Source organism: Nocardioides pantholopis (assembly GCF_003710085.1).
GTDB lineage: Bacteria > Actinomycetota > Actinomycetes > Propionibacteriales > Nocardioidaceae > Nocardioides > Nocardioides pantholopis.
The window spans coordinates 3646381-3666059 of the sequence record NZ_CP033324.1 but is presented as its reverse complement, the minus strand read 5'-3'; the positions used below and the strand labels follow the sequence as shown (position 1 = coordinate 3666059).

13 protein-coding genes and 1 tRNA gene are annotated in these 19679 nt (G+C 73.6%); 9 read left to right on the top strand and 5 right to left on the bottom strand.

Annotation, left to right across the window (positions count from 1 at the left end; translation table 11 throughout):
- Positions 1-8: 8 nt before the first annotated feature.
- Positions 9-908 carry a nitroreductase family protein gene (locus tag EBO35_RS17495; protein WP_122818862.1) on the bottom strand — a complete coding sequence of 300 codons (900 nt, stop codon included), beginning with the start codon at positions 906-908 and terminating at the stop codon, positions 9-11.
- 147 nt (positions 909-1055) lie between these two features.
- Here EBO35_RS17495 and EBO35_RS17490 point away from each other — a divergent pair, with 147 nt between their 5' ends.
- On the top strand, positions 1056-1751 hold the full coding sequence (locus EBO35_RS17490) for a response regulator (protein WP_122818861.1): 696 nt from the start codon (positions 1056-1058) through the stop codon (positions 1749-1751).
- Positions 1752-1813: 62 nt separating this feature from the next.
- Here the strand turns inward: EBO35_RS17490 and EBO35_RS17485 are convergent, their stop codons facing one another.
- On the bottom strand, positions 1814-2230 hold the full coding sequence (locus EBO35_RS17485; protein ID WP_164478028.1) for a pyridoxamine 5'-phosphate oxidase family protein: 417 nt from the start codon (positions 2228-2230) through the stop codon (positions 1814-1816).
- Between the two features lie 154 nt (positions 2231-2384).
- Here EBO35_RS17485 and EBO35_RS17480 point away from each other — a divergent pair, with 154 nt between their 5' ends.
- Positions 2385-4043 carry a sensor histidine kinase gene (locus tag EBO35_RS17480; RefSeq protein WP_206422598.1) on the top strand — a complete coding sequence of 553 codons (1659 nt, stop codon included), beginning with the start codon at positions 2385-2387 and terminating at the stop codon, positions 4041-4043.
- A 281-nt stretch (positions 4044-4324) separates the two neighbouring features.
- On the opposite strand, the gene EBO35_RS17475 is transcribed toward EBO35_RS17480, so the two are convergent.
- Positions 4325-4397 (bottom strand) — tRNA-Lys (locus EBO35_RS17475).
- A 343-nt stretch (positions 4398-4740) separates the two neighbouring features.
- Between EBO35_RS17475 and EBO35_RS20310 the strand changes: the two genes are divergently transcribed.
- The gene (locus EBO35_RS20310; protein ID WP_164478027.1) at positions 4741-8238 is read left to right on the top strand and encodes a M1 family aminopeptidase; all 3498 of its coding nucleotides are present in this window, start codon (positions 4741-4743) and stop codon (positions 8236-8238) included.
- Between the two features lie 317 nt (positions 8239-8555).
- Here the strand turns inward: EBO35_RS20310 and EBO35_RS17465 are convergent, their stop codons facing one another.
- Both EBO35_RS17465 and EBO35_RS17460 read right to left on the bottom strand, forming a co-directional pair.
- Positions 8556-12158 (bottom strand): fibronectin type III domain-containing protein, encoded by a 3603-nt coding sequence (locus tag EBO35_RS17465; protein WP_122818858.1) that lies wholly within the window; start codon positions 12156-12158, stop codon positions 8556-8558.
- Positions 12159-12265: 107 nt separating this feature from the next.
- Entirely contained in the window at positions 12266-13369 is a 1104-nt protein-coding gene (locus EBO35_RS17460) for an LOG family protein (RefSeq protein WP_122818857.1), read from the bottom strand.
- Between the two features lie 94 nt (positions 13370-13463).
- On the opposite strand from EBO35_RS17460, the gene EBO35_RS20270 reads away from it, so the two are divergent.
- The 6 genes from EBO35_RS20270 (at position 13464) to EBO35_RS17435 (ending at position 19642) form a co-directional block, all read left to right on the top strand.
- Complete coding sequence (locus EBO35_RS20270) at positions 13464-13595, top strand: hypothetical protein (RefSeq protein WP_263457639.1); 132 nt, start codon at positions 13464-13466, stop codon at positions 13593-13595.
- A gap of 393 nt (positions 13596-13988) precedes the next feature.
- Complete coding sequence (locus tag EBO35_RS17455) at positions 13989-14801, top strand: N-acyl homoserine lactonase family protein (protein WP_206422597.1); 813 nt, start codon at positions 13989-13991, stop codon at positions 14799-14801.
- A complete protein-coding gene (locus EBO35_RS17450; RefSeq protein ID WP_122818855.1) occupies positions 14798-16105 on the top strand; it encodes a hydroxyacid-oxoacid transhydrogenase in 1308 nt (435 codons plus the stop codon). The genes EBO35_RS17455 and EBO35_RS17450 overlap by 4 nt, the downstream gene beginning before the upstream one ends.
- Before the next feature lie 7 nt (positions 16106-16112).
- Positions 16113-16496: an FmdB family zinc ribbon protein gene (locus EBO35_RS17445; protein ID WP_122818854.1), complete on the top strand. Its 384-nt coding sequence runs from the start codon at positions 16113-16115 to the stop codon at positions 16494-16496.
- A 21-nt stretch (positions 16497-16517) separates the two neighbouring features.
- Positions 16518-17981 (top strand): aldehyde dehydrogenase family protein, encoded by a 1464-nt coding sequence (locus tag EBO35_RS17440; RefSeq protein WP_206422596.1) that lies wholly within the window; start codon positions 16518-16520, stop codon positions 17979-17981.
- Positions 17978-19642, top strand: coding sequence for a class I adenylate-forming enzyme family protein (locus tag EBO35_RS17435; protein ID WP_122818853.1), 1665 nt, complete (start codon positions 17978-17980; stop codon positions 19640-19642). The genes EBO35_RS17440 and EBO35_RS17435 overlap by 4 nt, the downstream gene beginning before the upstream one ends.
- The last annotated feature ends 37 nt before the right edge of the window (positions 19643-19679 follow it).

The window sequence follows — 19679 nt, the reverse complement described above, 5'->3', positions numbered from 1 at the left end:
GGGGCTGCTCAGCCGAGGAGTACGTCGGCCACCGGGCGCCGCCCGGTGGCGGGGAGGGTGCTGCGCGCGATCTCCTGCCAGCCGACCCGGACCAGCAGCAGCGGGCGCCCGCGGCCGGCCAGCACGTCGTGCTCCAGCGCGGAGCGGGTCCGCTCGACCTCGACGACCTGGCTGAGCGGCACCACCGCGAGTCCGTCGCGGACCGCGCGCAGCCACAGCGCGCTGAGCGCCTCGCCGGCCCGTAGCCAGGCGGGGGCGGCGTCGGTCTCGGCGGTCAGGACGAGCAGCCCGTCGGAGCCGCCGAGGCCACCGAGGCCATCAGTGCCGGTGCCAGCGCCGGCGTGCCGCTCGTCGGCGCCCTGCAGCTCCAACGCCTCGGCGACCAGCATGCCGACCCGGAACCGGTTCGCGGTGTCCAGGACCGGCACGCCGCGCATGCCCCAGGCGCCCGCGACCGCCGCCAGGTGCTCCAGCCGTCCGGCAGGGACCGGCCACGCGGTGAACCGTCGCCGGTCGGTGCGGCGCTCGCGGAGCGCCTGCAGGTCGGCGCCGGCCTCGGCCGACGGCGGGGCCGGGACCAGGTCGAGCCGGGCCAGCAGGTTCGGGTCGGCCGGGTCGGGCCGGCGGGTCACGGCCGGCGCCCAGCCCAGGCCGCGGGCGGCCACCTGGGCGTGGTGCAGCGCGGCGCCACAACTGAGGACGAGGTTGCGACCCACCGGGTCGGTGGGGTGCTGCCGGGTCCGGTCGGCGTACAGGTCCAGGGTGGGCGCGTCCGCAGTGCCGCCGACCCGCCACCGCCAGGGCTGGCTGTTGTGCACGCTGGGGGCGCGGCAGGCCAGCTCGACGACGTCGACCGGGGGGCGGCGGGCCCGGGAGCGGCCCGCGGGCGGGACGGCGGTGCTGGTCATCCGGGGCTCCTCTCGACCGTGCGTGCTGGGTTCCCCACCCTCGCCCGTAGGGACCCGGTGCGACAGGGGCGTAGGTCCCGGGATCCTGCGGGCCCGGGCCGACCCGGTGGCGCGGTCGAACCCTCCGGGCGGGGTAGGTTGCGGGCCATGGCAGAGCCCACCAGCCGCCCCGCGCCGCAGTCGGCGCCCGCGACCACGTCCGGGTCGGGACCGATCCGGGTCTACCTGCTCGACGACCACGAGGTGGTGCGCCGCGGGATCAAGGACCTCCTCGAGAGCGAGGGCGACATCGAGGTCGTCGGCGAGTCCGGGCTGGCCGCGGAGGCCACCGCCCGGATCCCGGCGCTGCGCCCGGACGTCGCGATCCTCGACGGCCGGCTCCCCGACGGCTCGGGCATCGACGTGTGCCGCGACGTGCGCTCGGTGGACCCTTCGATCGCGGCGCTGATCCTCACGTCGTACGACGACGACGAGGCGCTGTTCGCGGCGATCATGGCCGGCGCGGCCGGCTACCTGCTCAAGCAGGTGCGCGGCAACGACCTGATCGAGACCGTGCGCCGGGTGGCGGAGGGCCAGTCGATGCTGGACCCGGCGGTGACCGCCCAGGTGCTGGAGCGGCTGCGCAACGGGCCGCCGAAGGACGCGACCCTGGAGCGGCTGACCGGGCAGGAGCAGAAGATCCTCGACCTGATCGCGCAGGGGCTGACCAACCGCCAGATCGCCGAGCAGATGTTCCTGGCCGAGAAGACTGTCAAGAACTACGTCTCCTCGCTGCTGGCCAAGCTCGGGCTGGAGAGCCGCACCCAGGCCGCGATCTACGCCAACAAGCGCCGGCAGCACTGAGCCGCGGCGCCGGCAGCACTGAGCCGCGGCGCCGGCAGCACTGAGCCGCGGCGCCGGACGGCTCAGCGCGGCAGCAGCCGTCGCCCGGTGACCGCGGTGGGCCGGATCTGCACCCACACCGGGCGCAGCCCCTCGACCCACGGCTCCAGCTCGGGGAGGTCGCGGGCGGCCTCGCCGGGCCAGGTGAGGTGCGCGGTGCCCCGCACCAGCACGCTCCAACCGGCCCGGGTGACGTCGTCGATGTCGTCGACCTGGAAGGCCACCGGGCTCTCGTCGGCCTCGCGGGCCAGCGACGAGTACGCCGTGGTGCGCAGCCACACGGCGCCGTTCCCGACGGCGTGGTTGACCGGGTGGATGGTCTGACCCTCCGGCCCGCCCCAGCCGACCCGGCCGGTCTCGCGGCCGCCCATCAGCTCCCAGCACTCCTCGGTGTCGAGCTCGAGGATCCGGCCGCCACCCCAGGGCATCTCGGGTTTCATGGTGCCTCCGCCTGTCCGCTGGTCCGCTGGGTCCGTGCGCTCCATGGTGCCCCCGATCCGGTTGCCCGGCCACCGGCCCGACGTCCCGGCCGGCCGGGACCTCGGTCCCGGGTGTTGCTAGCGTGAGCCGCGCCCGGCCCGGAAGGAGCCTGCCGTGACCACGAACCCCTCCGGTCTCGGAGACGCCAGCTTCGACCAGTTGCTGCGCGAGGTGCTGAGCCGGGTCGACGGTGTCCTCGACGAGCAGGAGCGGCTGCGGCTGCTGCTGGACGCGGTGGTCACGATGGCCGCAGACCTGTCGGTGGACGGCGTGCTGGCGCGGATCGTCGAGGTGGCCTGCGACCTGGTCGGGGCGAAGTACGCCGCGCTCGGGGTGCTCGGCGGCGGGCCGGGCAAGCGGCTGCGCACGTTCATCCACCACGGCCTCTCGGGCGAGCAGGTCACCGAGATCGGCGACCTGCCGACCGGGCACGGCCTGCTGGGGATCATCATCGACCGGCCCGAGCCGCTGCGGCTGCACGACATCGCGGCGCACCCGGCGTCGTACGGCTTCCCGGCCCACCACCCGCCGATGAGCTCGTTCCTGGGCGTGCCGGTGCGGATCCGGGACCGGGTCTTCGGCAACCTCTACCTGACCGAGAAGGTCGGGGGCGTCGACTTCACCGAGCAGGACGAGGAGGTCGTGGTCGCGCTCGCGGCCGCGGCCGGCGTGGTGATCGAGAACGCGCGCCTCTACGAGGAGGCCTCGCGGCGGCAGCGCTGGCTGGAGGCGACAGCGGAGATCACGGCGCTGCTGGCGGGCCGGGCCCACGGCCTGGACGCGCTCCAGGCGGTCGCGGACCGGGCCCGCGAGGTGTCGGGCGCGGACGTCGCCTGGGTGGCGACCGGCGACGAGGACGACCTGGCCCTCCAGGTGGTCTCGGGGACGGACCCGTCCGACGTGCCGGCCCGCGAGCTGGCCGGCGTACACACCTGCGAGGCGGTGCGGACCGGGGCGGCGGTCTCGGTGCCCGGGCTCGGCGGCGGCGACCGGTTCGGGCCGGCGCTGATCGTGCCGCTGCGCAGCTCCGGCGGCGTGGAGGGCGCGCTGGGCCTGGCCTGGACCCCGGAGCGCGCGGACCTGCACCACGAGGTGGACGCCGCGCTGCCGGCGAGCTTCGCCGAGCAGGCGACGCTGGCGCTCCAGGTGGCCCGGGCCCGCGCCGACCAGGAGCGGCTGATGGTCTTCGAGGACCGGGACCGGATCGCCCGGGACCTGCACGACGTCGTCATCCAGCGGCTCTTCGCGGTCGGCCTGGGGCTGCAGACGTCGGCCCGCCAGGCCGGCAGCCCCGAGCTGGCCGGGCGGCTGGAGTCCTCGGTCGACGAGCTCGACGCGACGATCAAGGAGATCCGGCGCACGATCTTCGCGCTGGGCTCCCTGGAGACGGCCTCCGACATCCAGGCCGAGGTGAGCCGGATGGTGGACCGCGCGGCCGGGACCCTGAAGTTCCGACCCTCGCTGCGGTTCACCGGGCCGGTCCGGACCCTGGTGCCCGACGAGCTGGCGCCGCACCTGCTCGCGGTGCTCGGCGAGGCGCTCTCCAACACCAGCCGGCACGCGGAGGCCACGGCCGTGGAGGTCTCGCTCACCGCTGGCGAGGAGATCGTGCTCTGCGTCGCCGACGACGGCCGCGGCCTGCCCGCCGACCTGCACGAGAGCGGCCTGGGCAACATGCGCCGCCGCGCCGAGCAGCTCGGCGGCCGCTGCGAGATCGTCAGCGCTCCCGGCGCCGGCACCCGGCTGACCTGGGCGGTCCCGGTGCGGGGGTGAGGGGCGGGGCGAAGTCCCCGGTTAACCGGGGAAAACCGGAACTTCTCGGGGGAAATGTCGGCCCAGAAGTTCCAGTTCTGCCCCAGAAGTCCAGGGTTGCGCCGGAGCTCTCAGGTCGTCCGGCGGTACGCCGACGACACCGGACGGACGCCCACCACGATCGGGGGCGCCCAGCCGGTCCGCGCTGGCCCCGCTGTCGGTGGTCGAGGCGGCGCCCGGTTCAAGGTCGGGAAGTCGCACCTTCCCGCGCGCAGCCGCCACGCCGGAGCGGAAAGAGGCGGTAGGCCCCGTGGGACTCGAACCCACAACCAAGAGATTAAAAGTCTCCTGCTCTGCCAATTGAGCTAGGGGCCCCGGACATGCGGAGCTCCATCCGATCAATCCACGGGAGAGCATCCACCTCCAAGGTGCCTGAGCACCTTCTCATGAAGGCGGTGGCCCATGGGACGCGGGAGAACCGTCGGGACAGGAGGCCCCATGGGCACGCCACGCACACGTCACCGGTCGCCGAAGCGGCGGTTTGGGATCCGGCGCGCCGTGGCCCGCATCACCCGGGTGATCGAGTTCGCCGCCCCCTCGCGCTCACAGGTCCAGACCTCGTCTGACGATCGGACATCTCCTTAACGCTCGGGAAACGATCTGTGCCTACGGTCACCTGGGTCTCGGGACCCATCGATCCGACCGACTAAGGATGCAGATGACCTTGACCAGAACTGCCGGGCACTCCCGGTGGCGCAGGACCGCCGCTCGGGCCGTGCCGATCGTGCTGATGGCGAGCGGGCTCGGCGCGACGGCGGCGCCGTCGTACGCCGATCCCGTCGCCCCCGTCGACGGCCCGCAGACTGCCGGGGACGCCATTTTCCCGCACGTCGGCAACGGTGGGTACGACGCGCTGCACTACGACGTGGACATCGCCTGGAACGCCACCGGCGTCGTCGGCTCCATGATGACCGGCAACTTCGGGTCCGCCTCGACCACCATGGTCGCCGCGACGACCGGCGCGCCGCTACGCTCGTTCTCCCTGGACTTCGAGGGCCTGGAGATCGACTCGGTCACCGTCGACGGCCAGCCCGCGACGTTCGAGCGGGTCCAGGACAACGCCGCGATCAAGTTCAAGCTGATCATCACCCCTGCGACGCCGGTCGAGGGCGAGTTCACCACCGTCGTGAAGTACCACGGCAACCCGAAGGTCCACGTCGACCCCGACGACTCGTGGGAGGGCTGGGCCCCGACGACCGACGGCGCCATCTTCATGGGCCAGCCCGTCGGCTCGATGGCGGGCTACCCGAACAACAACACGCCCGGCGACAAGGCGACGTACACCTTCTCCCTCGACATCCCCTCGACGCTGACCAGCGCGACCGGCACCGGCCCCGCCGCCGCGGTCAGCAACGGCGAGCTGGTCTCGAGGACCCCCAGCGTCAACGGTCGGCGGACCACCTGGGAGTGGGTCCAGGAGAAGCAGATGGCCAGCGAGCTGGCCCTGATCTCCATCGGCAGGTACGACGTGATGGAGTCGCAGGTGACCCTGGCCAGCGGCAGGGTCATCCCCGAGTGGTCCTTCATGGACGCCGCGCTGTCGGACGCCAACAAGACGACCATCCGCAACCGCCGCACCCAGATCGGCCCGATCATCAACCGCCTGGAGTCGATCTTCGGCCCCTACCCGGGCAACAGCACCGGCGTCGTCATCGACACCGTGCCCTCGGGCATCAACTACGCGCTCGAGACCCAGGACCGCTCGTTCTTCCCGAGCGCCGGCTCGGTCAACGGCAACACGCTGATCCACGAGCTCGCCCACCAGTGGTACGGCGACAACGTCTCGCCCGGCCTGTGGACCGACATCTGGATCAACGAGGGCATGGGCACGTGGGCGCCCACCTGGCACAACAGCGTGCTCGCCCCGGCGACGCCCAACCCGGCCGCCGTCGAGACGACGTACTACAACAGCTGGAACGGCACGGCGCCGACCAGCGCCAACTGGCGGACGCCGCCCGGGGCGCAGACCGACCCGTCGGACCTCTACGGCTACCAGACCTACACGCGCGGCGCGCAGTTCTGGGAGGCGCTGCGCACGGTGCTGCGTGACCGCGACTTCTTCGCCGTCATGAAGGAGTGGCAGACGACGTACGCCGGGCAGAGCCCGCGCGGTGACCGGCTCAAGGACCTCGCCGAGGAGATCTCGGGCCACGACCTCGACGCGTTCTGGCAGGACTGGATCTACGACGCCGACAAGCCCGCCTGGCCGGCCAAGTACGACGTGTCCCTGACCTCCACGCCCGGCCAGGGCACCCAGGCCTCCGGCACCGCGATGACCTACACGCTCAGCGCCGCCAACACCGGCCGGGTCGCGCTCACCGACGGTGTCGTCACCGTCGACATCACCGCGCTCACCGACGACGCCACCCTCGGCACCCTGCCGGCAGGTGTCACCCGCAGCGGCAACACGCTGACCTGGACGGTGCCCACGACGGCCACCGGCACGACCGCCACCGTCGAGATCCCGGTGACGATCACCGGCAGCGCCACCTCGCCGCGTGAGACGATCTTCGCCACCGCAGATGCTGCCTCCCTCGGCGGCGCCTGCGCCGTCTGCGGAGCGCTCGAGACCGCGCCTCGGCCGGTCGTCGCCGGCACGCCCGCCGTCGGTGCGCCGCTCACCGCGGATACCACCGACTGGCCCGCGGGCACCACGGTCGCCGCCTACCAGTGGGCGGTCGGCGGCCTGCCCGTCGCCGGTGCCACCGAGGCGACGTACATCCCGACCGCGGCCGACGTGCGCAAGATCGTGACCGTCGCCGTGACCGGCACGGCCCCGGGCTTCGCCCCCACCCGCCGGATCAGCATCCCGACCGCGGGGGTCGTCCCCGGCACCCAGACCGGCACGCCCACGCCGTCGCTGAGCGCGACGCCGCAGGTCGGCGTCCAGGTCTCCGCGGTCACCGGTGACTGGGACGCGGGCACGACGCTGAGCTACCAGTGGAAGGTCGCGGGTGCCGACGTCGGCATGGAGTCGTCGTACACGCCCGTGGTCGCGGACGCCGGGCGCGCCCTCACCGTCGCCGTCACCGGCACCAGGGACGGCTACGCCCAGGTGACGCGCACCAGCGTCGCCGTCGACGTCGCCCCCGGCGCGCCGGTCCTGACGCCGGCCCCGGTGCTCGACGGGGCTCCCGTCGTCGGCGCCCCGGTCACGGTCGCGCCCGGGACGTGGGACGCGGGCACCACGCTCTCCTACCGGTGGGCGCTCGACGGCAACGGACTGGAGGGCGTCGGCGGGACCAGCTTCACCCCGCGGGCCGTCGACCTGGGCAAGACGCTGGTCGTGACGGTCACCGGCACCCGCACCGGCTACGCCACGGTGAGCCGCGCGAGCGAGCCGGTCGTCATCGCCGGCGGCACGCTCGAGACCGCGCCGATGCCGACCATCGACGGCACGCCCGCCGTCGGGACGGTCCTCACCGCCGTCCCCGGCCCCTGGGACGACGGCGTGACGCTGTCCTACCGCTGGCTCGTCGGTGACGTGGAGGTCGGTGTGGGGGCCACCTACACCCCGACCGCCGCCGACCTCGGCAAGCCGGTCGCCGTCGCCGTGACCGGCAGCAAGCCCGGGTACGACGCCGTCACCCTGATGGCCGAGACCCCCGGGGTCGCCGCCGGCACGCTCGCCGCCACTCCCGTGCCGACCGTGTCGGGCGCTGCCCGCTTCGGCAGCACGCTGGCCGCCGCGACCGGCCGCTGGGACGACGGCGTCACGCCGGCCTACCAGTGGCTGCGCAACGGCCGGCCGATCGCCGGCGCCACCGCGGCGTCGTACCGCCTCGGAATCAGCGACCTCGGCGCCCGGATCACCGTCGCGGTGACCGGCACCAAGGCGGGCTACACGGCCGTCACCCGGACCAGCGCCGCCACCGCCACCGTCGCCCGCGCGACCCTCGGGTCGGGCACGGTCAAGGTCTCCGGCAAGGCCCGGGTCGGGAAGGTCCTCAAGGCCCGCGCGACCGGCTTCGGCAACGGCGTGAAGGTCAACTACGCCTGGTACGCCGGGTCGAAGCGGATCGGCAGCAAGGCCACGGTCAAGCTCGGCCGGTCCACCGCGGGCAAGAAGGTGACAGTCAAGGTCACCGTCACCAAGGTCGGCCACGTCACCGCCACGGTGACGAGCAGGGCGACCGCGAAGGTGAAGCGGAAGTAGCAGCAAGGGACCGACGTCCCCGGGCCGGTCTGCCTCAGCAGGCCGTACGTCGCGGCTCGACCGCGACCAGCCCGGGGACGTCGGTCGTCTCCGCGGCCGGCACCTCCATCAGGTCGGAGTTCCGGGAGACGGCCGCGTTCTCGATCCTCCGTCGCCGTTCCCGATGGAGCGGGCCCGTCGGGCGCGCCAGGCTCAATTGAGTGACTCTCCCCATGTCCCAGGGGCCCGCGAGGTGGGGACTTCGATCCGATGAGCTCCCGTCCAGCGGCAGGCCGGCTCCCCGTCGTACGGGCAGGAGCGGTCCTCCCGCTGGGACCTCAGCGGGGCTTGACCGCCTTGGAGACCGCGCTCGGCGGGCTCCAGCCCGCGCCGCTCCTGGCCCGGACGGCCAGCTTGTACGTCCCGGCCTTCAGCTTCAGCTTCAGGGTCCGCTTGCTCGCCGGCACGCTCTTGCGAGCGGCGACGACCAGCTTGCCGCCCTTGACCCGGTAGACGGTCACCTCGTAGGTCGTGATCGCGCTCGACCCGGTCGCGGCGGGAGCTGACCACGACACCGACACGGTCTTCGGGCCGCGCTTGGGGCCGCGCTTGACCGAGGTCACCCGGGGGGCCGACGGCGCCTTGGCCACGGGGACCGGGGCGGGCCCGGGCGTCGGCGTCGGGGAGGGCGTGGGTGTGGGGGTGGGCGTCGGCGTGGGTGTGGGCGTGGGTGTGGGCGTGGGGTCCGGCGTGGGCGTGGGGTCCGGCGTCGGGGTCGGGTCCGGTGTCGGCGTGGGGTCGGGGGTCGGGGTGGGCTCGGGGGACCCCTCCACCACCGTCAGGTCGCAGACCGCGGGCGGCCCGGTCCGGCCGTTGCGCAGGTGGGCGGTGACCTCGATCTGCCACTGGCCGGGCGTGACCGACTGGCCGTCGACAGCGGTCTGGAAGTAGTGCTGCCACTCCGACCAGACGGTCCACGTCGACTCGGGGAGCTTGCGGGCCCGGACGCTCCAGGTGTTGACGTTCGTCTCCGGCCACTCCCACTGCCAGGTGAGCGGACCGGCGGCGACGGTGGACGTCGGGGGGCAGGTGATGGTGGTGGGGATGAAGTCCACCCGCGCCAGCCCGGTCAGGTACGACGGACCGCCGGGGTTGACCGCCGTCACGCTCACCCAGTGCGGCTCGATGGAGAGGCCGGTCAGGACGATGGAGGGCTGGTCGGCGTCCGCGGTCAGCGCGACGGTGGTCTGGTCCTGGCAGACGTTGGTCCCGCGGGTCGCCCCGTCGCCGAACCGAACGCCGCCCGGGAGGTAGCTGGAGCCGACCTGGTCCACGCAGACGTCGTACCACTGGATCGCGTCGTGGTCAGGGTCGTGGGCAGGGAGCTTCGGGACCACGGGGTCCCACGAGACGCGCAGCGAGCCCGCGCCGGGTGTCTTGTCGAGGACCGTCCACTGGATCCTGTTGCCGTCGACCCCTCCCGGGTCGGGGGAGATCGGCGGCATCTCGAAGGAGGTGTCGCTCGGCCTGGCGAAGACTGTCGAGTCGCTCCACTCGTTCATGGCCTCGATCAGCAGGTGCCGCGGGCCGGTCCGCACCCCGGTGAAGGTGTACGACGTGGCGCCCGGCCCCAGCACCACCTCCACGGGGTTCTCGATGCGTCCGTCGGTCAGGGCGAGTTCGACGCGCTGGATGGGCGCGCCCCCGTCGAAGGGCGTCTGCCAGTCGACGGTCACCGTCCGGGCGTCGCGATCGGTGGTCATGGTCGGCGTGATCCGCGACGGCGGGCCCGCCAGGAGCGCGTCGAACTCGAGGGGCGCACCGGCGCCCTTGTCGTTGACCGCGACGATCCGGTAGCTGACGAGTTCGCCGGCGACCGGGTTGAAGCAGGTCTCGACCGAGTCGCTGCCCCCGCTCGACGGGAAGTCGAACATCCGGTACCACTCTCCGGCGTTGGGGTCGAACGACCACAGCTCGTAGCGGAGCACCGGCGAGCCGCCGTTCGAGGCCGGCGCGGACCAGCTCACTCGGATGCCGCGCGGGCCGAAGCTGCAGCGGATGTTCTCGGTGTCGACCTGGACATCGGTCACCTGGCTGGGCGCGGTGGTGGGGTTCCACGTCGACGTGGCAGCGGGACCGGTGCCGTGGGTGTTGGTCGCCCGCACGCCGACGGTGACGTTGCGGTCGGCCGCGCCGACGAAGACGTACGACGTCGCCTCGGGGTTGACGTCGACCGGCTCCAGCCCGTTGAGGGTGAGCCGGTAGCCGGTGAGGGGCGAGCCGCCGTCGCTCACCGGCGCCGTCCAGGTGGCGACCAGGTCGGCGCCCGCGTCCGTGAGGGTGAGGCCGCTCGGCCGGGCCGGCGGGACCTGCGGGGTGCTGCAGCCCTCGACCTGAAGCCGGTAGGCGCCCAGGTTGCCGTACGGCGAGAAGTCGAAGTCGCTCTCCGCGCTGGTGAGGCCGAAGTCGGCGCCGACCCGCAGCAGCCACGGCCCGCCCTCGGGCAGGGCGACGGAGGCGTCGAGCCCGCCGGCGTCGGAGGCGAGGTGGGGGCCCTCGTCGTACCAGGCCCGGTCGTCGAGGGTGGGGACCTTCGTGATGAGGGGGTTGTCGGTCAGCATCACCGACCCGCCGAGGGCGGTGGGCCGGGCGAGCTTGAGCTGGAGGTCGAGGTTGGCCCCGACCTCCGCGTTGAGGGCCGCCACGCGGGCGCTGCTCGTGCAGTCGTCCACGAGGTAGACGTCGCCGTCACCCATGCCGTTGACGTAGCCGGTCTGACCGGTGACCTGCAGCGGGGCGTCCCAGCCGTCGCCGCCCTCGTCGGTGCGGTAGCCGGCAATGGCGCCGATCACCGCCAGGTCGTCCTGGGAGTTGGTCGCGCCGTCATAGCCGTCGGACCACTGGCTGATCGGGGCGCCATAGGCCGATCCCATGATCGGCGCCCAGGTGCCGTGGCCGGTGTAGTACTCGTCGGAGCCGTGGCTGTCGTGCCAGAGTCCGAAGGTGTGGCCGACCTCGTGGGAGGCGGCCTCGGCGATGGCCTTGGGCGACTGGGAGTTGAGCTCGGCGAAGACCCAGGCCGGCTCGACGACGGTGGAGGGCCGGTCGATCTCGCCCAACCATGCCACGCCGCCGCAGCCCTCGGGGCAGACGTACGCCGGCGCCTGGGTGCTGTCGGTGACCACCAGGCGGGTCCCGAACTCGGGGTCACCGGCGGCGTCGGTGTGCAGCGCGTCCTCGCCGGGGTCGGCGGTGGTCACGTCGACGTCGAAGGGGGCGTAGTCCTCGGCCACGCGCGCCCAGATCTCCTGGACGGCGGCCCGCTCGGGGGCGGAGAAGCCGGGGCCGTCGCCCATCGGGTCCCAGCCCTCGTAGATGCCGGCGGGCAGCGAGTCCTGCTGGGCCCACCGGCTCTCGGCGGGGACGTCGACGCCGTCGAAGTCGAGGTAGATCACGTGCCGCGAGCCCGGCATGCTGTGCAGCTCGAAGGTGTCGTCGAGCGGGGCGGCCGCGGGCGCGATCTCGGCGCGGGCGAACGACGGCCCGGGGTGCGCCTCCTCCTTGACGAAGAGCCGGCCGGACGGGTCCACCCACAGGGTCGGGTCGGTGCGCAGGGTGGTGCGCAGCTGACCTGGGCGCAGGTCGTGGGCGGCGGCGACGTCCGCCAGGTCCTCGCCGAGCTGGCGTACGGCGCTCGCGCCGTGGGCGGGCTCGGTCAGCGAGGTCTCCGGGAGGACGTCCATCTCGACGGGCTCGCGTGGCGTGGGGTCGTCGGAGTCGGTCGGGACCGGGCGCTCCTCCAGAGCCGGCGCGGCGGGCGCGGCGGCGGCCGCCGCCGGGGACGTGGACCGGGCCGCCTCCGCGGGCTCGCCGAGCGAGGGGGAGGTGGTCAGCAGCAGGAGCCCGGTCAGCCCGAGAGCGATCACGCGGAGGGGGAGCACTGCGCAAGGCTAGGTATCCGCGCACCCCAGCGCCGCCGAACGGCGAAACTGGGGTTGTGGGCCACGACCGATGGTGCTACACGGGGTCGTCGGGGGTTGCGTCTCCGTCAGCCGGCTGAGCGCCCGACCAGCACGGCGGCCTCCTCGACGGTGTCGACCAGGTGCACGTGCTCCTCGATGGCCCGGCCCCGCGCGAGTGCCTGCAGGAGGGGCCAGGCGGGCAGGGTGCGGGTCCAGTGCTCGACGCCGACCAGGATCATGGGCGCCACGGCCGACTCGTCGGCGTAGTAGTTCTCGCAGGCGTCCTGGAAGACCTCCTGGACCGTCCCGGCCGCGCCGGGGAGGAAGACGATCCCGCGGTCGCAGACCTCCAGCAGGATGGCCTCGCGCACCGCGTTGCGGAAGTACTTGGCCACCGCCGTGGCGAACAGGTTCGGCGGCTCGTGGCCGTAGTGCCAGGTCGGGATGCCGAGCGACTCGCGGCCTCCGCCGAACCGGTCGGCGACCGCGCGGGCGGCCTGCGCCCACGCCGTCACCGAGGGCCGGTACGACGCCACCGCGGCGAGCTCGTCCAGGGCGGCGGCCAGGTCGTCCGCGGGCCGGCCGGCCAGCCGCGCCCCCAGGTTGGCCGCCTCCATGGCGCCCGGGCCGCCGCCGGTCGCCACCACGTGGGTCGCGCCGAGCAGGTGGCCCAGCCGCGCGGCCTCGGCGTACTCCGGGTGGCCGCGGAGCGCGGCGTGCCCGCCCATCACCCCGACCAGGTGCCGGCCGGCGACCCAGGACTGCAGGGCCTGGTCGACGGCGTGGTCGTGGAGCGCCTTCGCGAGCTCGTCCTCGGCGTCGCCGGGCCGTTGCGCCCAGGCGTAGGCGCGGGCGTCCAGCGAGCCGTCGTACGTCCCGCCCGCCGCGAGGGTGTCGTAGAGCTCGCCGGGGGAGTAGAGGCGCCCGCGGTGCACGTCGACGGGGACGTCGGGGATGGCCGGAAGCACCAGCGCGCCGGCCCGGTCGAGCTCCTCGCCCGTGCCGGGGGCGAACGAGCAGCCGAGGAACGACGCCCCCTCGACGACGCACGCGCGCAACTGGTCGCCGCGCTCGGTGAGGTCGAGCCCCCGGACCCGCCAGCCGCTCAGATGGCGCGCGCCCGCGGCCAGCCTCCGGTCGAGCTCCTCGAGGGACTCGATGTGGACGATCCGGCCGCGGGTGCGCTTCACCGCAGCAGGCTAGAACGCGTGGGCCGCCACCCCCGCGACGAGGTCCTGCTCGGGAATGTCCCCGGGTCAGGTTCACGACTCAGGTCCATCGGCAGTGCTGATCTTCGCGGTGGCCTCCGCGATGTCGCGGCGCAAGGCCGCGCTGGTGGCCGGGTCGCCTGCAGTACACCGGCGAGGGGGCCTGCGGGAGCCCGAGGACGGCCTCCTGGCCACCGACCTCGGCTGAGGCCCGGGCCGCCCGCTGCGGCCAGGAGACGGCGTACTTCTGGGGCGAAACTGGAACTTCTGGGGCAACATTTCGGCCGAGAAGTTCCGGTTTCCCCGGTTAACCGGGGACTTCGCCCGGCGCCCCCACCCGGCGCCGAGCACGCCGGGACGCGCGGGGTCTGTCCGCCGGTGGCTCCGGATCGGCCTGACCCGGCTGCTGGGCTCGCTGGCTGCTGCGCAGCGGCTGAGCGGAGCCCCGCCAACCGCTCCCTGTGACTCGGGCCACAGTCGGGTCTTGACAGCCCTCGGGCGGCGGAGGAACGTGCGGCGAACCAACCAGGCCGTCCATCTCGCGCCAGCCGGGCTCCCGGTGCCTCGCTGACCTCGCGGCCCTGCAGCAGGGAGTCAGCCCGTGGCCACAGGAACGACCGTCAGCATCCTTCCGTGCGGCGCGATGACCGCCGACCTCACCTGGCTGCTGCTGGCGCCGGGGCGGGCGATCCGCACCCGCCAGAACAAGCACCTGCCGGCCGAGTGGACCGACGTCCCGAGCCACTGCGTGCTCGTCGACACCCCCGAGGGCAAGCTGCTGTGGGACACCAGCTGTCCGCGGGACTGGGAGGAGCGCTGGGAGCCGACCGGCCTCCAGGACTTCTTTCCCTACGACAAGGTCTCCGAGGACGAGTACCTCGACTCCCGGCTCGGGCAGCTCGGCCTGGCGCCGGGCGACATCGACGTCGTGGCCTTCTCCCACCTGCACTTCGACCACGCCGGCAACGCCCAGCTGTTCAAGGAGACCGACGCCCGGTTGGTCTGCAGCGACGTCGAGAAGGACTTCGCCTTCGGCTTCGAAGGCGCGTTCACCGGCGCGCACCTCAAGGCCGACTACGAGGACCTGGAGTTCGAGACCGTCTCCGGCGACGTGGAGTTCCTGCCCGGGGTGAGCTTCATCCAGACCCCGGGCCACACCCCCGGCAGCATGTCGATGCGCGTCGACCTCCCCGAGAGCGGGACGATGATCTTCACCGCGGACGCGATCTACATGGGCGACAGCTTCGGCCCACCGTCGGTCCCCGCGGCCATCGTCAACAACCTCGAGCAGTGGTACTCCTCGGTCGAGAAGCTGCGCGGGATCGCCGAGGAGTCCGACGCGACGCTGGTCTTCGGCCACGACCCGGCGCAGATCACCGAGCTGCGCGTGGCGCCGACCGGGAGCTACCGATGAGCGCGGACCAGATCGCGGAGCACAGCCAGGAGCTGGCCGAGGAGACGATCTTCACCTGGGGCGCGCCGCCGCTGAAGTTCGGCGCCGGGGCGGTCGACGAGATCGGCTTCGAGATGACCCAGTACGACGTACGCCGGGTCCTGATCATCACCGACGCCACCGTCAACGGCACCGGGATCCCCGCCCGGATCGCCGACTCCCTCTCCGCGCAGGGCATCGAGTCGGAGATCTTCGACGGCGTCCACGTGGAGCCGACCGACGACAGCATGGACAAGGCGGCCGGGTACGCCCGCGAGCAGGGGCCCTGGGACGGCTTCGTCGCCGTCGGCGGCGGTTCCGCGATCGACACCGCCAAGGCCGTCAACCTGATGACCACCGACGGTGGCGAGCTGATGGACTACCTCAACAAGCCGATCGGACGGGCGACCGCGCCGCGTGGCCAGCTCAAGCCGCTCATCGCGGTCCCGACCACGGCCGGGACCGGGTCCGAGAGCACCGCGATGTGCGTGCTCGACGTGCTGTCGATGAAGGTGAAGACCGGCATCAGCCACTGGCGCCTGCGCCCCACACTCGCGGTGATCGACCCGCTGGTGACCCTCTCCCTGCCGCCGGAGGTCACCGCGGCGGCCGGGATGGACATCGTCTGCCACGCGCTGGAGTCCTACACCGCCCGCTGGTACCAGACCTTCGACCGCAAGCGGCCCGAGGAGCGGGTGACCTACTGCGGGTCCAACCCGATCTCCGACCTGTGGTGCGAGCGCTCGATGACGCTGCTGGCGCAGTCGTTCCGGACCGCCGTCCGCGACGGGGACGACCTCGGGGCCCGCTCGAACATGATGATGGCGGCCACCTTCGCCGGCATGGGCTTCGGCAACTCCGGCGTGCACGTCCCGCACGCCAACGCCTACCCGATCGCCGGCATGGTCAAGGACTACCGCCCGGCCGGCTACCCCCAGGACGAGCCGATGGTGCCGCACGGCCAGTCGGTCTCCCTGACCGCTCCGGAGGCGTTCCGCTTCAGCTTCGAGAGCGCCCCCGACCGCCACCTGCGGGCCGCCTCGCTGCTGGACCCGGGGCACGACAAGCTCGACGACGCCACCGAGCAGCTGCCGGCAGTGATCACCAGCCTGATGCGCGACATCGGGATCCCCAACGGCATCGGCGGCGTCGGCTACACCGAGGACGACATCCCCGACCTGGTCCCGGGGACCATGAAGCAGCAGCGGCTGCTCGCCACCTGCCCGCGGCCGGTCACCGAGGACGACATCGCCGCGATCTTCGCCCGCTCGATCGAGAACTGGTAGCCCGCCCGTGCCGACCTACGACTACCGGTGCCCCGACGGCCATCGCTTCGAGCGGCTGGTCCCGATCACCGACCGGGACGCGCAGCGCTGCCCGGCGTGCGGCGCGGGCGGCACGAGGCTGCCCGCGGCGGCGGCGATCGGGGGAGTCGCCGACGCCGGGCCGTCGCGCGAGCAGATGCCGCAGACCTGGAAGGGCACCGGCGGCGCGAACCGCGAGTACGTCGGTCACCTGCGCCGGCAGTGGGACGGCCGGCAGAAGCTCGAGGAGAAGTACCCCGAGCTCGCCGGCGACCGGCGGCCGGTGGTGGCCCACGAGGGTCGCTACCACGACGCGCCGCTGCGGGCCGGCGACACCCCGCTCGGCGCTCCGACGCCGACGAGCGAGGACTGAACCCGTTATGAGGGGGACGTCGTGAGGGAGTCGGGCGCGGACCCGCGGCCCTGCCTGATCGACGGCGTGGCGGTGCCGACGCCGGACGCGATCGACGTGCTCGACCCGTCGACGGGCCGGCTGCTGGACCGGGTCGCCCGCGGCGGCGCGGCCGAGATCGACCAGGCGGTCACGGCGGCCCGGGCGGCGTACGCCGGCTGGCGGGGCCGCAGCGCGGAGTCCCGGGCGGGGGTGCTGCGGCGTACCGGCGAGCTGATCCGCCGCGACCTCGATGACCTGGCCGACCTGGAGAGCCACGACACCGGCAAGCCGCTGGCCCAGGCCCGCGCCGACACGGGCGTCGCGGCCCGCTACTTCGAGTACTACGCCTCGGTCGTGGAGGCGTTCTTCGGCCACACCCTGCCCGACCTGGACGGCTACCTGGCCTGGACCCGGCACGAGCCGTACGGCGTCACCGGCCACATCATCCCGTGGAACTACCCGCTCCAGATCGGCGCGCGCACGATGGCGCCGGCGCTCGCGGTCGGCAACTGCCTGGTGGTCAAGCCGGCCGAGGAGGCACCGCTCAGCGTGCTGCGGATCGGCGAGCTGGCCCTCGAGGCCGGTCTTCCGCCCGGCGTGCTGAACGTCGTCCCCGGGCTCGGCGCCGAGGCCGGTGCCGCGCTCGCGGCCCACCCCGGGATCGACCACCTCTCGTTCATCGGTTCGGTGCCGGTCGGCGAGGAGGTCGCCGCCGCGGCGGCCCGCAACATCGTGCCGGTCGCCCTCGAGCTCGGCGGCAAGTCCCCGCACGTCGTCCTCCCCGACGCCGACCTGGACCTGGTGGTGCCGACGGTGGTGCGGGCCCTGCTGCAGAACGCCGGGCAGACCTGCTCGGCCGGATCGCGGCTGCTGGTCCACGCCGAGGTGCACGAGGAGCTGATGGGCCGCCTGGAGGCCGCCCTCGCGGCGGTCCGGATCGGGCCGGGGCCCGCGGACCTCGACCTGGGACCACTGATCTCGGCGCGCCAGCTGGCCCGGGTGACCGGGATGGTCGAGGCCGCCGCCGGCACCGCCGGGCCGCGGATCGGTGGCCCCGGGCGGGTGCCCACCCCCGCGGAGGGCTTCTTCTTCCCCCCGACCGTCTTCGACCGGGTGGACCCCGCCGCGGAGATCGCCCGCGAGGAGGTGTTCGGACCGGTGCTGGCCACCTCGGTGTTCAAGGACGCCGACGAGGCGGTCGCGCTGGCCAACGGGACGGCGTACGGCCTGATCGCGGCGGTGTGGACCACCGACCTGGACACCGCCCACCACCTGGTCGCCGAGCTGCGCGCGGGCCAGGTCTACGTCAACGCGTACGGCGCTGGCGGTGGCGTGGAGCTGCCGTTCGGCGGGTTCGGGAAGTCCGGCTACGGCCGGGAGAAGGGCTTCGAGGCGCTCGCCGAGATGTGCCAGACCAAGACCGTCGTGATGCGGGTGCCGCCGCGGGGCGGGGGGCCGAGATGAGCGCCGCCGCCGAGCGGCCGTGGCTGGCGCTGTACCGGGAGGGCACCCCACCCGGGATCGTCCCCGACCACCCCACGATGCTCGACGCCTTCCGGGCCACGGTCGGACGGCACCCGGAGGCGGTCGCGATCCGCTACTTCGACGGCGCGCTGACCTTCGCCGAGCTGGACGCCCGCTCCGACGCCCTGGCCTCGGCCCTGGTCGAGCGGGGCTTCGAGACCGGGGACCGGCTCGCCGTCTACCTGCAGAACGACCCGGCGCTCGCGGTCGGCTACCTCGCGGCCTGGAAGGCGGGCGGCGCCGCGGTCGCGGTCAACCCGATGAACAAGCACGGCGAGCTGGCCTACCTGCTCGAGGACTCCGGTGCGACCGCGCTGCTCTGCCTCGAGGAGCTCCACGAGACGGTCGCGGCGCAGGTGCTGGAGGGGGACGCCCACCGGGTGCGCACGGTGATCACCTGCTCGCCGCGCGAGGACCAGACCCGCGACGACCCCCGGGTCCTCGCCGTCCCCGGGTCCCCTCGCCCCGCGGGGACGCTCGACCTCGGCGAGCTGCTCGCCGAGCACGCCGGGCGTACGCCGACGCGGCCCGCGCCGGCGCCCGCCGACGTCGCGGTGCTGACCTACACCTCCGGCACCACCGGGCGCCCCAAGGGGGCGATGAACACCCAGGCGAACCTGGCCTTCAACGCCCAGACCTACCGGGACTGGATCGACCTGGGCACCGACGACGTGGTGCTCGGGGTCGCGCCGCTGTTCCACATCACCGGGATGGTCGGGCACCTGTGCGTGGCGCTGTTGACCGGCTGCCCGCTGGTGCTGACCCACCGCTTCGAGCCGCAGGTGGTCCTGGACGCGATCCGCGAGCACCGGCCCACGTTCACGGTCGGCGCGATCACCGTGTTCATCGCGCTCGCCGGCGCCGAGGGATCCACCCGGGAGGACTGGTCCTCGCTGCGCGCGGTCTACTCGGGCGGGGCGCCGATCGCCCCCGCGGTGACCGACCGGTTCGAGGAGCAGACCGGGCTCTACATCCACAACATCTACGGGCTCACCGAGACCACCAGCCCCTCGCACGCAGTACCCCTGGGCCGGCGGGCGCCGGTCGACCCGACCTCCGGTGCGCTGTCGATCGGGGTGCCGATCTTCGACACGACGGTCCGGATCCTCGCCCCGGACGGCAGCGAGGCCCCGGTGGGGCAGACCGGGGAGATCGCCACCTCGGGGCCGGGCGTCGTCCCGGGCTACTGGAGGCGCCCCGATGCCACCGCCGAGTCGCTGCCGGGCGGTGAGCTGCGCACCGGCGACGTCGGGTTCATGGACGCCGATGGCTGGTTCTACCTGGTCGACCGGCTCAAGGACATGATCAACGCGGCCGGCTACAAGGTCTGGCCGCGCGAGGTCGAGGACGTGCTCTACGGCCATCCGGCGGTCCGCGAGGCGGCCGTCGTCGGGGTCCCCGACGAGTACCGCGGCGAGAGCGTCAAGGCGTACGTCGCGCTCCAGCCCGGCGCCACGCTGAGGGCCGAGGAGCTCGTGGACTGGGCCCGCGAGCGGCTGGCGGCCTACAAGTATCCGCGCTCGGTGGAGTTCCTCGAGGAGCTGCCGAAGACGACCACCGGCAAGATCCTGCGCCGCACCCTGCGCGACGGCGCCGGCTGAGCCGGCGGGCCGGCCGGGTGGTTCGATGCGGGGCGAC

Excerpts from the sequence above, each read along its gene's own strand:
- EBO35_RS17495 (WP_122818862.1), bottom strand. The coding sequence starts at position 908 with ATGACCAGCACCGCCGTCCCGCCCGCGGGCCGCTCCCGGGCCCGCCGC.
- EBO35_RS17490 (WP_122818861.1), top strand. The coding sequence starts at position 1,056 with ATGGCAGAGCCCACCAGCCGCCCCGCGCCGCAGTCGGCGCCCGCGACC.
- EBO35_RS17485 (WP_164478028.1), bottom strand. The coding sequence starts at position 2,230 with ATGAAACCCGAGATGCCCTGGGGTGGCGGCCGGATCCTCGAGCTCGAC.
- EBO35_RS20310 (WP_164478027.1), top strand. The coding sequence starts at position 4,741 with ATGACCTTGACCAGAACTGCCGGGCACTCCCGGTGGCGCAGGACCGCC.
- EBO35_RS17450 (WP_122818855.1), top strand. The coding sequence starts at position 14,798 with ATGAGCGCGGACCAGATCGCGGAGCACAGCCAGGAGCTGGCCGAGGAG.
- EBO35_RS17435 (WP_122818853.1), top strand. The coding sequence starts at position 17,978 with ATGAGCGCCGCCGCCGAGCGGCCGTGGCTGGCGCTGTACCGGGAGGGC.